The organism is Corynebacterium pacaense (assembly GCF_900169525.1).
Lineage (GTDB): Bacteria > Actinomycetota > Actinomycetes > Mycobacteriales > Mycobacteriaceae > Corynebacterium > Corynebacterium pacaense.
The window spans coordinates 243,584-256,830 of record NZ_LT821240.1 but is presented as its reverse complement, the minus strand read 5'-3'; the positions used below and the strand labels follow the sequence as shown (position 1 = coordinate 256,830).

Below are 13,247 nucleotides of genomic sequence, written 5' to 3'. Positions count from 1 at the left end.
GAGTTATTTTCAGGCGGGAAGGAAAAGTGGAGAAGCAAGTGGTGGCCGATCCCGACGATCAACGAGGCTGGCTCGCGCGCGCACTGCTGCCCGACGGCAGCGATCCGGACCCGCGGTTCACGCTCGCCAATGAGCGCACGTTTCTGGCATGGACGCGGACCTCGCTGGCCTTCCTGGCCGGCGGCGTCGCCCTGGCCGCACTGCCGATCCAGCACATCTCGGAGCAGCTCCGCACCTGGACGGCACTGTTCATCATCGCCATCGGCCTGCTGATCGCCGCGGGATCCGCGCTGCGCTGGGTCCGGATCGAGAGGGCGATGCGACGCCGGCGCCCGCTGCCGGTGCCCGCAATCATTCCCGTTCTCTCCGCCGCATCCGTCATCGCCTGCCTGCTGGCGATCTGGGTGTTCGCCTAGATGTCCGCTCCCCTGCAACCCCTGGACCCCGGACTCCAACCCGAACGCACCTCGCTGGCGTGGGAACGCACGGCGATCTCACTCGCACTGGCCAGTGCCATCCTGCTGCGCTGGTCACCGCAGTTCGGCTCCGGCGTGCACACCCTGATACTCGCCGTCCTCGGTGTGGCCGTGGTCCTCTACCTGACCCAGGCGCGCAGATACCGCGACATGGGCTACGCGCTGGTCCGGGGGCGTCGAAACGCAAACGTCAGGGCGGTGGTCACCTTAACCGCCGCCCTGATCGTCTTCGGAATCTCCGGTTTCGTCCTGGTGCTGGCCGCCCTCTAGATCAGAACTCCACCTATGAGGAATCCGAGCGCCACCGCGATCGCGATGTTCACCGTGCCCGGAATGAGGAAGGGGTGGTTGAACACGTACTTGCCGATCCTGGTCGAACCGGTGTCATCCATTTCCACCGCGGCCAGCAGGGTCGGATAGGTCGGGAGGATGAACAGCGCGGAGACCGCGGCGAAGGAGGCCACGGCCGTCAGCGGCGAAACGCCCATCGCCAGTGCCGCCGGCATCAGCGCGCGGGTGGTCGCGGCCTGGGAGTACAGCAGCGCCGCGGCGAAGAAGAGAACCACCGCCAGCATCCACGGCGAACTCTGCAGAACCTCACCCGCGAGATCCTGGATTTCCTTGATGTGGGCATTGATGATCGTGGTGCCGAGCCAGGCCACGCCGAGGACACACACGCACGCCGACATTCCGGAGCGGAACACCTGAGTCTTGAGGATCTCATCGGCTGGAATCTTCGTGATCAGCACGATGACGGTCGCCGCCGTCAGCATGATGGTCATGATCGCCTCGTTGCGCGGCAGCGTGGGATCGGTGATCAGCCCGAGCTGCTCACTGATGGCGGTGGCGTAGAGCATGACCAGGATGATCGAGGCGAGGAAGATCCACACCGAGGCCTTCGCCCCGCGGGTCGGGACATAGTTGGACGTGCCCTTCGATGGCGCTACCAGGCCCTTGGCGAGCCGATCCTGATAGACCGGATCATCCTCGAGGTCCTTGCCGAGGTGGTTGGCGATGATCGCCGTGGGGAAGATGGCGAGGAAGGTCGAGGGAATCACCACGGCCAGCAGCGTGAGATAGCTGACCCCCATCGGTTCCACCAGGGAGGCCATGAGAACCACGGCGGCGGAGATCGGTGAGGCGGTGATCGCGATCTGCGAGGCCACCACCGCCACCGACAGTGGACGTGAGGGCCGCACGTTTCCCTCCTTGGCCACCTCCACGATCACGGGCATCGTGGAAAAGGCCGTGTGTCCGGTGCCCGCGAACAGGGTCATCAGATACGTCACAACCGGGGCCCAGAAGGTGATCTGCTTCGGATTCTTGCGCAGGAACCTCTCCGCGACATGCACCAGGTAATCCATTCCGCCGGCCCGCTGCATCGCGGAGATCGCGGCGATCACCGTCATGATGATACCAATGACATCGAAGGGGATATCCTCGCGGGTAACCGGAATGCCGGTCAGCCCCAGCAGCAGGACACCGAAACCACCGGCCAGGCCGATGCCGATTGACCCTATCCGGGCACCGAGGATGATGGCCCCCAGGACGATGAGAATCTGCAGGATCAACAGCATGTGGCTTCACTGAACCTTCCATGTCGGGGCTTTAACGCTGGATCGGACATGTACCACGCCTGCCACGGATTCAACCGCGTTTGTCCAGCCTGGAGCCAAGATTATGCCTACATAATATATAAGTCGATGCTCCCGGAGTGGTGCAAAAAATGTGGGAACTAACACATTCAGACATTTTCGGACACCACTGCGGTCATCCCGTTCCTACCGCTGGTCGAGGTAGAGCTTGCCACGGAAGATCGGATGCATGAGGTTCTCCTTGGACAGCACGGTGTCCAGGGTCGCCTCATCCATGAGCTTCTTCTCCAGGATCAGTTCCCTCACCGAGCGGCCGGTCTCCGCGGCCTCCTTGCCGATCTGGTCCCCGATGTCGTGTCCGAGGAAGGGATTGAGGTAGGTGATGATCCCGATCGAGTTGTCCACATAGGCGCGGCAGACATCCGCATTGGCGGTGATACCGACCACGCACTTCTCACGCAGGGTCTTCGCCGCGTTGCCGAGGATGCGAATCGACTGGAACAGCGCCTCCCCGATGACCGGCTCCATGACATTGAGCTGGAGCTGCCCCGCCTCGGCGGCCATGGCCACGGTGAGATCGTTTCCGAAGACCTTGAAGCAGACCTGGTTGACAACCTCCGGGATGACCGGGTTGACCTTGGCTGGCATGATCGAGGACCCGGCCTGGCGGGCGGGAAGGTTGATCTCGTTGAGGCCGGCGCGCGGACCGGAGGACAACAGGCGCAGATCATTGCAGATCTTGGACAGTTTCATCGCCGCACGCTTCACCGCGGAGTGCGCGAGCACATAGGCTCCGGTATCGGAGGTGGCCTCGATCAGATCCTTCGCGGACTTGATCTCGAGTCCGGTGACCTCGGTGAGGGTGGCGGTGACCTGGTGGCGGTATCCGGAAGGGGTGTTCACCCCGGTCCCGATGGCGGTGGCACCGAGATTGACCTCGAGCAGACGCTCCATGGCCATGCGCAGGACACCCTGCTCCTCCGCGAGGTTGTGGGCGAAGGCGTGGAACTCATCGCCCAGGCTCATCGGTACGGCATCCTGGAGCTGGGTGCGCCCCATCTTGATGATGTCGACGAACTCCGTGCCCTTGTCCCGGAAGGCGGACTGCAGCAGCTCGATCTCGGAGACCAGATTGTTCATCGCCGCATAGACACCGAGACGGAATCCGGTCGGGTAGGAATCGTTGGTGGACTGGCTCATGTTGACGTCGTCCATCGGGTGGAGCACGTCGTAGCTGCCCTTCTCCTTCCCGAGGTACTCCAGCGCGAGGTTGGCCACCACCTCGTTGGTGTTCATGTTCAGACTGGTCCCCGCACCACCCTGGAAGACATCGATCGGGAACTGATCCATGCAGCGGCCCTCGACCAGAATCTGATCGCAGGCCCACACGATCGCCTCCGACTTCTCCGCAGGGAGGGTGTGAAGGCGCCGATTGGCCAGAGCCGCGGCCTTCTTCACCTGCACCATGCCGGTGATGAACTCCGGAACCTGGTTGATGGTGGTACGCGAGATCTGGAAGTTCTCCATGGCGCGGAGGGTGTGCACGCCGTAGTAGGCGTCCGCGGGAACCTCCACCTCGCCGAGAAGATCGGATTCGAGCCGGAAGTTCTTCCCACCGGCGGTTGTGCGCTTCGGGGAATCGATCTTCCTGCCTGCTGAAGTGGTTTCCTTCGCAGCCACCTGGGTGTCTGCGTCCACCGCCGGGTTGTCCAGGGTGTTCTCGGAATCCACAGACTGCTCGGAAACCTTTTTGGTCGTCTTCGACATGTTCTGCCTCTCACAGGATCTTTGCAAATGACCGGTTTGTCATTAACTATCAATCCTACGTGTCCAGCGGTGGTGCCAACGACTATATGCGTGCGATTCTGATCTCGGAGGCGAGAATGGCCTCGGCACCGATCCCGGCGAGCTGATCCATGATGAAGTTGGCGTTCCTGCGGGGCACCATGGCACGCACGGCGACCCAGTTCTCGCGGGCAAGCGGGGAGACGGTGGGTCCGGTGATCCCCGGGGTGATGGTGCTGACCGCGGCAAGATTCTCACGATCGACGTTGTAATCGAGCATGAGGTAATTCTGGGCGTGGAGGATTCCCTGCACCCGGCGGAGAAGGACCTGCTGCTCCGTGGTCAGTTCCTCGCCACGCCGCCCGACGATCACGGCCTCCGAGGTGCACAGGGACTCACCGAAGGGCGCGAGCCCCTGCTGCCGCAGGGTCCGGCCGGTGGAGACGACATCGGCGATGGCGTCGGCGACTCCGAGCTTGATGGATATCTCCACCGCACCGTCGAGTCGGATCACGTCGGCATCGATGCCACGGGCGTGCAGATCATCGCGGACGAGATTGGGGTAGGAGGTGGCCACGCGCTTTCCCTCGAGCATTTCCACAGTCCATTCACGGCCGACGGGCGCCGCATAGCGGAAGGTCGAGGAACCGAAGCCGAGGGAGAGCACCTCATGGACCTCCGCACGGGAATCCCTCGCCAGGTCCCTGCCGGTAATGCCCAGGTCCAGCTGCCCACCTGCGACGTAGATCGCAATATCCTTCGGGCGCAGATAGAAGAACTCCACATTGTTGTCGGCGTCCAACACATTGAGGGACTTGGAGTCACCGCGGCTGGCATAGCCAGCCTCGTTGAGGATTTCCACGGCACGCTCGGACAGCGAGCCCTTGTTGGGGACAGCGATTTTCAGCACGGTTACCGCCTAGAGGTACTTGTAGATGTCTTCGGGCTTCAGCCCGCGGGCAACCATGACCACCTGGGTCCAGTAGAGAAGCTGTGAGATCTCCTCGGCCAGCTCCTCATCCGACTGGAACTCAGCTGCGAGCCAGACCTCCCCGGCCTCCTCGATGACCTTCTTACCCAGCGAATGGATGCCCTTGTCCAGGGCCGCTACGGTGCCGGAACCCTCGGGACGGTTCCGGGCACGATCAAGAAGTTCTTCAAACAGCGAGTCAAATGTCTTCACCCGGAACATTCTTCCACACGGCCACCGACGATGTGGCCTGGGGTTGGGGGTTTTCCTAGTTTGGCACCTGTGCGGGCTCGATGGCGGCCCACCAGTGATCCAGAAGCTCCGGGGTCACCCCCTCCAGGCTGAGGCTGCCGTGCAGATCGCGGAGCGGAACCACCCCGGTCGGCGCAGGTGCCCCCTCGGCATGCAACCCGATGACCCGGCAGCCCGCGGCAACGGCCGCACTCATGCCGTTGAAACTGTCCTCGAAGACCAGGCACTGGGAGGGCTGAGCCCCCACTCTCTCCGCTGCGGCGAGGTACATGTCGGGCGCGGGTTTGGGCCGCGGAACCTCATCGCCGGTGATCGAACCGGTGAAAAACTCCCGGCCGACGGCGGCGATGGCCCGTTCGGCGAGGACACGTTCGGTGTTGGTGGTCACCAGCATCGGGGTGTCCCGCATGTTCAGGGCGGTGAGCAGGGAGCACACCCCCGGGTTTAGAACGAGTTGGGCGTCGAAAAGCTCGTTCATGCGCGCGAACAGGGTGCTGCGCAGCTGCGTGTAGTCGTCCTCGGTGATCTCGATGCCAGCATGGGCGGCGCAGACGTCGACGGTGTTGCGGAAGCTTCCGCCGATCGTCCTCTCCCGCAGCTCCGGGGTCAGACGCCGACCCATCGCCTCGCTCATTTCGAAGGTCGCGATGCCCCACAGCGGTTCGCTGTCGACCATCGTGCCGTCCATGTCCCAGAAGATCGCCTCAATCATGCCCATACTCTAACCTGTCCGAAGGGTAACCTACACGTTGAAGTATTTCGCCTCCGGATGGTAGAGCACGAAGGCATCGGTGGACTGCTCGGGATGCAGTTGCAGCTCCTCTGACAGGGTCACCCCGATTCGACCGGGTTCCAGCAGCTCGACCATGGTGGCACGGTCCTCCAGGTTCGGGCAGGATCCGTAGCCGAAGGAGAAGCGCGCACCGCGGTAGTCGAGGTCGAAGAAGCGCGACTTGTCCGCAGCGTCCTCATCTCCCGCGGTCCCGCCGCCACTGAGCTGGAGTTCGGAGCGGATACGCGCATGCCAGTACTCCGCGAGTGCCTCCGTGAGCTGGACACCGACGCCGTGGACCTCGAGGTATTCGCGGTACTCATTCGCTTCGAAGAGCTCGTTGGCAAAAGCGGCGATCGGATCACCCATCGTCACCAGCTGGAAGGGGAAGACATCGACCCGGCCCTCGGCGATCGCCTGTTCGCGGGGGCGGATGAAGTCCGCGATGCAGAGGAACTTCCCCCGCTGCTGGCGCGGGAAACTGAAACGGGCGCGCTCGGGTGCGTCGGGCTCCGGCGACTGCAGTATCACCACATCATCGCCCTCCGAGACCGCGGGGAAATACCCGTAGACCAGCGCCACGTGATCAAGGATGCCCTCGGACTTCAGCCGGTCGATCCAGTAGCGCAGTCGCGGACGTCCCTCGGTTTCCACCAGCTCCTCGTAGCTCGGGCCCTCCCCGCCACGGCTGGACTTCAGACCCCACTGCCCCATGAACAGGGCTCTTTCGTCGAGGTTGGGCAGGTACTCCGCCAGCGGCAGCCCCTTGACGATCCTGGTTCCCCAGAAGGGAGGGGTGGCCAATGGCGTATCCAGGGATACCGCGGAACGCTCGGGTACCTCCACCGGTACCTCTTTCTCCCTGCGCTCGGCTGCGATCCGCTTCGATCGCTCGTGCCTGGCCCTGCGCTCCTCCTTCTTCTTCGCTGCCGCGATACCCTCCGGGGAATCGGCGGCGGCCCGCTCCCCTCTCTTCGCGGCCATCCACTCATCCATCAGGCGCAGGGACTCAAATGCGTCGCGGGCGTAGTAGACGTCCCCGGCGTAAACCTCGCTGAGATCATTTTCCACGAAGGTGCGGGTCAGTGCCGCGCCGCCGAGCATCACCGGGTAGTGGGAAGCACCGACGGTATTCATCTCGGCGAGGTTCTCCTTCATCACCACCGTGGATTTCACCAGCAGCCCGGACATGCCGATCGCATCGGCCCTGTGTTCCTCCGCCGCGGCGAGCATGTTGGACAGCGGCTGCTTGATTCCGAGATTGATCACCTCGTAACCGTTGTTGGACAGGATGATGTCCACCAGGTTCTTCCCGATGTCGTGCACATCGCCCTTGACGGTGGCGATCACGATGCGCCCCTTGCCCTCGGAGACCTCACCCTCGGCGGTGTCCTCCTCCATGAAGGGCTCGAGATAGGCCACCGCGGCCTTCATCGTCTCCGCCGACTGGAGGACGAAGGGCAGCTGCATCTGGCCGGATCCGAAGAGTTCACCGACAGTCTTCATGCCCTCGAGGAGATCCTGGTTGATGATCTCGATCGGGGCCTTCTCCTTCATGCCGGCGTCGAGGTCCTCCTCCATTCCGGTCTTGTCACCGTCGATGATGCGTTGCGCCAGCCGCTCAAACAATGGCATCGCCGCCAGGGCCTCCGCCCGGGCGTCCTTCGCCGCTGCGGCCGAGACACCCTCGAAGAGCTGCATGAACTCCTGCAGCGGGTCATAGTCCTGTGTCCGCCGGTCGTAGACCATGTCCAGGGCGACCTCCCGCTGCCGCTCCTCGATGCGGTTCATCGGCAGAATCTTCGAGCTGTGCGCGATGGCGGAGTCTAGCCCCGCCTGGATGCACTCGTGTAGGAATACGGAGTTGAGTACCTGCCGCGCCGCGGCGTTGAGCCCGAAGGAAATGTTCGACAGTCCCAGGGTGGTGTGCACCCTGGGGTGCCTCTTCTTCAGTTCGCGGATCGCCTCGATGGTCTCGATGCCGTCGCGTCGGGTCTCCTCCTGTCCGGTGGAGATCGGGAATGTCAGACAGTCGACGATGATGTCGGATTCATCAAGTCCCCAGGTCCCGGTGATATCGGCGATCAGCCTCTCGGCGATGGCGATCTTGTGCTCCGCGGTGCGCGCCTGTCCCTCCTCGTCGATGGTCAGGGCGACCACGGCGGCACCGTGCTGCTTGACCATCGCCATGATCCGCTGGTACCGGGACTCCGGTCCGTCGCCGTCCTCGAAATTGACGGAGTTGACGATGCTCCGGCCACCGAGATGCTCGAGGCCGACGCGGATGACCTCGGGTTCGGTGGAGTCGATCATAATGGGCAGCGTGGAACTGGTGGCCAGCAGCGAGGCCATCGTGGACATGTCCGCACGTCCGTCCCTGCCCACGTAGTCGATGCACAGGTCGAGCATATGCGCGCCGTCCCTGGTCTGTTGCTTGGCCGCCTCGACGCACTTCTCCCAGTCACCGGCGAGCATCGCCTCCCGGAATGCCTTCGAGCCGTTGGCGTTGGTGCGCTCACCGATCATGGTGATTCCGGTGTCCTGGGTCAACGGCACGGAGGTGTAGAGGGACGCCACGGCGTCCTCGACCTCCACCTCGCGCTCCGCCCTGGCGACCGCGGTCCCACCCGATTGCGTGCCGACGACCGCGTCGCGCACGGCACTGATGTGCTCAGGTGTGGTGCCACAGCAACCGCCGACCATTGACAGACCATAGTCGGAAACGAAGCCGCGCAGCGCACCAGCCAGTTCCGCCGCGCTGAGCGGGTACTCCGCACCGTTCTTGCCCAGTACCGGCAGTCCGGCGTTAGGCATCACCGAGATCGGGATGCTGGCGTGTTTGGACAGGTAGCGCAGATGCTCGCTCATCTCCGCAGGTCCGGTGGCACAGTTAAGCCCGATCATGTCGATACCGAGGGGCTCCAACGCGGTCAGAGCCGCACCGATTTCCGAACCCACCAGCATGGTTCCGGTGGTTTCCACCGTGACATGGCAGATGATGGGCAGCGTGACCCCGCGCTCCGCGAAGGCGTCCTGGCAACCGTGGACCGCTGCCTTGACCTGGAGCAGATCCTGGGCCGTTTCAATGAGGAAGGCGTCCGCACCGCCGTCGATGATGCCCAGGGCAGCTTCCTTGTAGTGCCCGCGCAGATCGACATAGGGAGCGTGGCCGAGCGAGGGCAGTTTGGTTCCCGGGCCGAGCGATCCGACGACGAACCGGCGCATCCCGTCACGACCGGGACCCATTTCATCGGCGACCTCACGCGCGATCGCCGTTCCCTTGTACGCAAGCTCGTAGCACCGATCGGCGATGTCGTAGTCCGCCAGGTTGGGAAGGTTGCAGCCGAAGGTGTTCGTCTCAACCAGGTCCGCGCCGGCTTCGAAATAGGCGCGGTGGATCTGGCGGAGAACGTCAGGGCGTGAATGGTTGAGTATCTCATTGCAGCCCTCGAGGCCGAGGAAGTCCTCGTCCACATCGAGGTCGAAGGCCTGAAGCTGGGTACCCATGGCACCGTCGCCGATGAGCACGTGCTCGCGTAGGGCATCAAGGAACTGGGAGGGGGAAACTGTAGTCGACATTGTTTAGACAGCCTAGTACGCAGGATCGGTTTCCTGAATTTTCCCTCCCATTCAGATTCAGGAGCTCCGATTCCCAGTCCGGACGCGGCTACTCGAACTCGGGGAAGGCCTCGAGCGAGAGGTCATCGGCACCGGTGAGCCTGGCGGCGTCGAAGAGCAGTTCCGAGATCTCCTGCTTTTCCTCGGGTTCAATGACCGCATCGTGGTTGCTGGTGTTGAAATCATCCAGCTCATCCAGGGTCGACTGGGCGACGGCGTTGAGCGTGTCCTGATCGGGTCCCTGGCTGAGTTTGTCCAGGGAATCCATGTACCGTTCCAGGATGGCCTTCAGCGCGGGAAGGACCGAGGCGTCAAAGGGTTCGTCCCAGAGGTCCTTCTCGTCCTCCTTGAGGTAGGAGCCGGTGGCGAACTCCTCGAGGGTGCTGATGAACTCGTCGATCTTGGGCTGGAAGGTGGCGCGAATACTCATGGCAGCCATTGTTCCCCAAAACCCTCAGAGACGCACTCCCAGCAGCGACTCCAGCGCCCGGGAGACGATCTCACCGGATTCGGTGAACCGCTGACCGTCGCCATTGCCCGCCTCAGCCCAGGCGTCGACAGCCCCCAGCACGGAGGGGGTGTCCAGATCGCTGGAAAGATGGGTGCGGATGGCCACGGTAAGTTCCAGCGCGGCCTCCACATCATCGACGCTGCGAGCGGCCCTGCGCCAGGAGGCCAGTCGCTGCTCCGCCGCGGCGAGGATCTCATCGTTCCAATCCCGGTCCTCGCGGTAGTGGCTGGAGAAGACCCCGAGCCGGATCGCGGCGGGTTCATGCCCCTGTGCCGTCAGGCGCGAGACGAACTCGAGGTTCCCCAGCGACTTGGACATCTTCACCCCGTCCCTGGAGATCATCCCGGGATGGACATAGTGCCTGGCCATGCGCTCGACGCCGTTGGCGGCCTCGGCGTGGGCGGCGGAGAACTCATGGTGGGGGAAGATCAGATCGGATCCGCCACCCTGAATGTCAAAACTCGGCCCCAGCCGGTCCGTTGCGATCGCGGAGCACTCGATGTGCCAACCGGGACGACCCGGGCCGAAGGGTGAATCCCAGGCCGGCTCACCCTCGCGGTTGGCCCGCCACAGCAGCGCGTCCAGCGGATCGCGCTTGCCCGCACGATCGGGATCACCGCCCCGTTCCCGGAAGAGTACGTCCATGGTCGCCCGGTCATAGTTGGATTCATAGCCGAAGTGATCCGTGGCGTGCACCGAGGCGTAGACATCCGGGTACTCGGGATCATCGACGACGTAGGCGGCTCCCTCATCGAGGAGGTTCTGCACCATCGCGATCACCTCCCCGATGGATTCCATCGCCCCGATGTAGTCCTTGGGCGGGATGACCGAAAGCTCCTCCATATCGGAGCGGAAGAGGTTGATCTGGCTGGTTCCCAGATCCCGCCAGTCCACCCCGTCGCGTTCGGCGCGCTCAAAGAGCGGGTCATCGACATCGGTGATGTTCTGCACGTAGTGGACCTGCAGACCGTTGTCCAGCAGCACCCGGTAGATCAGGTCAAAGGCGAGATAGGTTGACGCGTGGCCGAGATGGGTGGAGTCATAGGGGGTGATTCCACAGACGTACATGCCCACCGGGGTATCCGAGCCCGCCGGGGGCACCGCCACCGGGCGCACCTCGCGGTCCGCGGTGTCGTACAGGGCCAGCGGTACTGGGTTTCCCTCCAGTACCGGTACTTCAGGGATGGGCCAGGATTTCATGGTGAGTTACTCTATCTGCTTTCGGTGCTTCGGGATCATGCTCGGGTAGCCTCCGGGGGAGGGTCGATCCCGAGTGTTCGGTGTTGTCCGGATCGGGCCGCGTGCGGCTACGGATCTAGGGTGCCAGGTAGCCGAGCCCCAGCAGCGCCATGACCGCCAGCCCGACAGGGATGCGGTAGGCGGCAAACCAGGAGAAGGAATGGTTGGCCACGAACTTCATCAGCCAGGCGATGGAGATATAGCCCACAACGAAGGCGACCAGGGTGCCCACCCCGAGCTGCAGGCCGGTCGCGGCCTGTCCTGCCGTCGGATCAAAGGCGTCCTTGAGCGAATACAAACCCGAGCCGAGCACGGCCGGAATCGCCAGCAGGAAGGAGAACTTCGCAGCAACCTCGCGATTGAGCCCCAGGAATAAACCCGCCGAGATGGTACCCCCCGACCGTGACACGCCCGGAATCAGCGCCAGGCACTGTGCCAGACCCATGACGATGGCATCACGCATATTCAGTTCGTCATACCCCCTCGTCTTCTTCCCCACCTTCTCCGCGAGAATGAAAACGAAGGAGAAGAGGACAAGGACGGTGGCGGTGATCCAGAGGTTGCGCAGGGACTCACGGATGAGGTCCTTGCCCAGGACACCGAGAATGACCACCGGGATGGTGGCGACGATGATCATCCATCCCATCCGGTAGTCCCGTCCGCGCCGCTGGGCGTTGAACAGGCCGGCGATCCAGCCGGTGATGATCTGCCAGATCTCCCTGGCGAAGAACACCAGGACCGCGGCCTCGGTTCCCAGCTGGACCACGGCGGTGAAGGATGCCCCGGCGTCGACGCCCCAGAACAACTCCGAGATGATCCGCAGATGGCCGCTGGAACTGATCGGGAGAAACTCCGTCAGACCCTGGACCAGTGACAGGATCAGTGTCTGTGCCCAGGACATGCTCTCCGGCGTCGCCGCGGGCTCCGCAGCGGCGGCAAGAAGGGATAACTGTTCATTCACCCGATCCACCGTACTATCCCGCCCCATCAGTAGTGTGGTCGGAGTGAAACAGAGAAGGGTCGGTGCCAGTGGATTGAGGGTGTCCCGCCTCGGGCTGGGCACCTCCACCTGGGGTGCGGGAACCGATCTGCGGGAGGCGGGTGCCATCCTCGGTGAGTTCATCGGTGCAGGCGGCACGCTTATCGACGCCTCCCCCGCCTACGCGGACGGACGTGCCGAACAGATACTGGCCGAACTGTTATCAAACACACACACGCGCCGGGATGTGGTCATCTCCTCCAGCGCGGGCGTGGACCCCACCCGGCCCATGGGGCAACGGGTCGACTGCTCCCGCAGCTTCCTCCTCTCCCAGCTCGACGCCACCCTGTCCGCCCTGGGAACCGATCATCTGGACCTGTGGTCCGTGGGTTTCTGGGATGACCGGACGCCCCTGCACGAGATCGCGGACACCCTCGACTACGCCGTGCGCACCGGACGGGTGCGCTATGCCGGCGTCCGTGGCTTCGCCGGCTGGCAACTGGCGCTTCTGCACGCGGCGACCTCCACCAGGCCCATTGTCGCGGCCCAGGCGGAGTACAGTCTCCTGCTCCGACGTGCCGAGGAGGAGCTGCTTCCGGCCGCCCAGCACCTCGGCGTCGGCTTCTTCGCCGGGGCGCCCCTGGGCCGGGGGGTGCTCACCGCGAAGTACCGTTCCGAGATCCCCGCCGGCTCACGCGCGGCCTCCACCTTCGGCGATGTCGAGGTCCGGGGTTATCTCGACCCCCGTTCGCACACCATCGTCGATGCCCTGGACACCGCCGCGGTGGGTCTGGGCATCAGCGCGACCGCCGCAGCGATGACGTGGGTCCGGGACCGCCCCGGCGTCAGCTCCGTGATCGTCGGCGCTCGAACGCCCGAGCAGTTGTCAGAGCTGCTCAGAGCCGAAAGGGTCGCGCTTCCCGCTCAGATCACCAGCGCGCTCGATGACGTGTCCCTGTAACTGGGATTTGTCCCTGTAACTGGGATTTGTCCCCGGGACTGGTAACCTAGACCGTTGTGAGTATGCGCCCCCGAACCCGTGTTCTTCCA

Annotated in this window: 12 protein-coding genes; 3 read left to right on the top strand and 9 right to left on the bottom strand. The window is 63.7% G+C overall.

Features of this window, described 5'->3' with window-relative positions:
• The first annotated feature begins 41 nt into the window (after nucleotides 1–41).
• Together B7E02_RS08325 and B7E02_RS08320 are read left to right on the top strand one after the other, a co-directional pair.
• Entirely contained in the window at nucleotides 42–416 is a 375-nt protein-coding gene (locus B7E02_RS08325; RefSeq protein ID WP_143336781.1) for a YidH family protein, read from the top strand.
• Nucleotides 417–746, top strand: coding sequence for a DUF202 domain-containing protein (locus B7E02_RS08320; RefSeq protein ID WP_080794922.1), 330 nt, complete (start codon nucleotides 417–419; stop codon nucleotides 744–746).
• On the opposite strand, the gene B7E02_RS08315 is transcribed toward B7E02_RS08320, so the two are convergent.
• The 9 genes from B7E02_RS08315 to B7E02_RS08275 form a co-directional block, all read right to left on the bottom strand.
• Nucleotides 743–2,053, bottom strand: a complete 1,311-nt coding sequence (locus B7E02_RS08315; RefSeq protein ID WP_425429792.1) for an anaerobic C4-dicarboxylate transporter — start codon at nucleotides 2,051–2,053, stop codon at nucleotides 743–745. The genes B7E02_RS08320 and B7E02_RS08315 overlap by 4 nt on opposite strands.
• Nucleotides 2,054–2,257: 204 nt before the next feature.
• A complete protein-coding gene (gene aspA / locus B7E02_RS08310) occupies nucleotides 2,258–3,838 on the bottom strand; it encodes an aspartate ammonia-lyase (RefSeq protein ID WP_080794921.1) in 1,581 nt (526 codons plus the stop codon).
• Nucleotides 3,839–3,920: 82 nt separating this feature from the next.
• Entirely contained in the window at nucleotides 3,921–4,766 is an 846-nt protein-coding gene (gene hisG / locus B7E02_RS08305; protein ID WP_080794920.1) for an ATP phosphoribosyltransferase, read from the bottom strand.
• Nucleotides 4,767–4,775: 9 nt separating this feature from the next.
• The gene (locus tag B7E02_RS08300; RefSeq protein ID WP_179129699.1) at nucleotides 4,776–5,048 is read right to left on the bottom strand and encodes a phosphoribosyl-ATP diphosphatase; all 273 of its coding nucleotides are present in this window, start codon (nucleotides 5,046–5,048) and stop codon (nucleotides 4,776–4,778) included.
• A 46-nt stretch (nucleotides 5,049–5,094) separates the two neighbouring features.
• On the bottom strand, nucleotides 5,095–5,790 hold the full coding sequence (locus B7E02_RS08295; protein ID WP_080796856.1) for an HAD family hydrolase: 696 nt from the start codon (nucleotides 5,788–5,790) through the stop codon (nucleotides 5,095–5,097).
• A 30-nt stretch (nucleotides 5,791–5,820) separates the two neighbouring features.
• Entirely contained in the window at nucleotides 5,821–9,429 is a 3,609-nt protein-coding gene (metH, locus tag B7E02_RS08290; RefSeq protein ID WP_080794919.1) for a methionine synthase, read from the bottom strand.
• 88 nt (nucleotides 9,430–9,517) lie between these two features.
• A complete protein-coding gene (locus B7E02_RS08285) occupies nucleotides 9,518–9,898 on the bottom strand; it encodes a hypothetical protein (RefSeq protein ID WP_080794918.1) in 381 nt (126 codons plus the stop codon).
• A 24-nt stretch (nucleotides 9,899–9,922) separates the two neighbouring features.
• Entirely contained in the window at nucleotides 9,923–11,179 is a 1,257-nt protein-coding gene (mshC, locus tag B7E02_RS08280; protein ID WP_080794916.1) for a cysteine--1-D-myo-inosityl 2-amino-2-deoxy-alpha-D-glucopyranoside ligase, read from the bottom strand.
• A 115-nt stretch (nucleotides 11,180–11,294) separates the two neighbouring features.
• Nucleotides 11,295–12,179, bottom strand: coding sequence for an undecaprenyl-diphosphate phosphatase (locus B7E02_RS08275; RefSeq protein WP_080794915.1), 885 nt, complete (start codon nucleotides 12,177–12,179; stop codon nucleotides 11,295–11,297).
• Nucleotides 12,180–12,222: 43 nt separating this feature from the next.
• Between B7E02_RS08275 and B7E02_RS08270 the strand changes: the two genes are divergently transcribed.
• Nucleotides 12,223–13,158, top strand: a complete 936-nt coding sequence (locus B7E02_RS08270) for an aldo/keto reductase (protein WP_245802229.1) — start codon at nucleotides 12,223–12,225, stop codon at nucleotides 13,156–13,158.
• Nucleotides 13,159–13,247 lie beyond the last annotated feature (89 nt).

What these genes read in the sequence shown, in the direction of transcription:
- B7E02_RS08315 (WP_425429792.1), bottom strand. Translation starts at nt 2,053, where the DNA reads ATGCTGTTGATCCTGCAGATTCTCATCGTCCTGGGGGCCATCATCCTC.
- B7E02_RS08285 (WP_080794918.1), bottom strand. Translation starts at nt 9,898, where the DNA reads ATGAGTATTCGCGCCACCTTCCAGCCCAAGATCGACGAGTTCATCAGC.
- B7E02_RS08300 (WP_179129699.1), bottom strand. Translation starts at nt 5,048, where the DNA reads ATGTTCCGGGTGAAGACATTTGACTCGCTGTTTGAAGAACTTCTTGAT.
- metH (WP_080794919.1), bottom strand. Translation starts at nt 9,429, where the DNA reads ATGTCGACTACAGTTTCCCCCTCCCAGTTCCTTGATGCCCTACGCGAG.
- mshC (WP_080794916.1), bottom strand. Translation starts at nt 11,179, where the DNA reads ATGAAATCCTGGCCCATCCCTGAAGTACCGGTACTGGAGGGAAACCCA.
- aspA (WP_080794921.1), bottom strand. Translation starts at nt 3,838, where the DNA reads ATGTCGAAGACGACCAAAAAGGTTTCCGAGCAGTCTGTGGATTCCGAG.
- B7E02_RS08295 (WP_080796856.1), bottom strand. Translation starts at nt 5,790, where the DNA reads ATGATTGAGGCGATCTTCTGGGACATGGACGGCACGATGGTCGACAGC.
- B7E02_RS08320 (WP_080794922.1), top strand. Translation starts at nt 417, where the DNA reads ATGTCCGCTCCCCTGCAACCCCTGGACCCCGGACTCCAACCCGAACGC.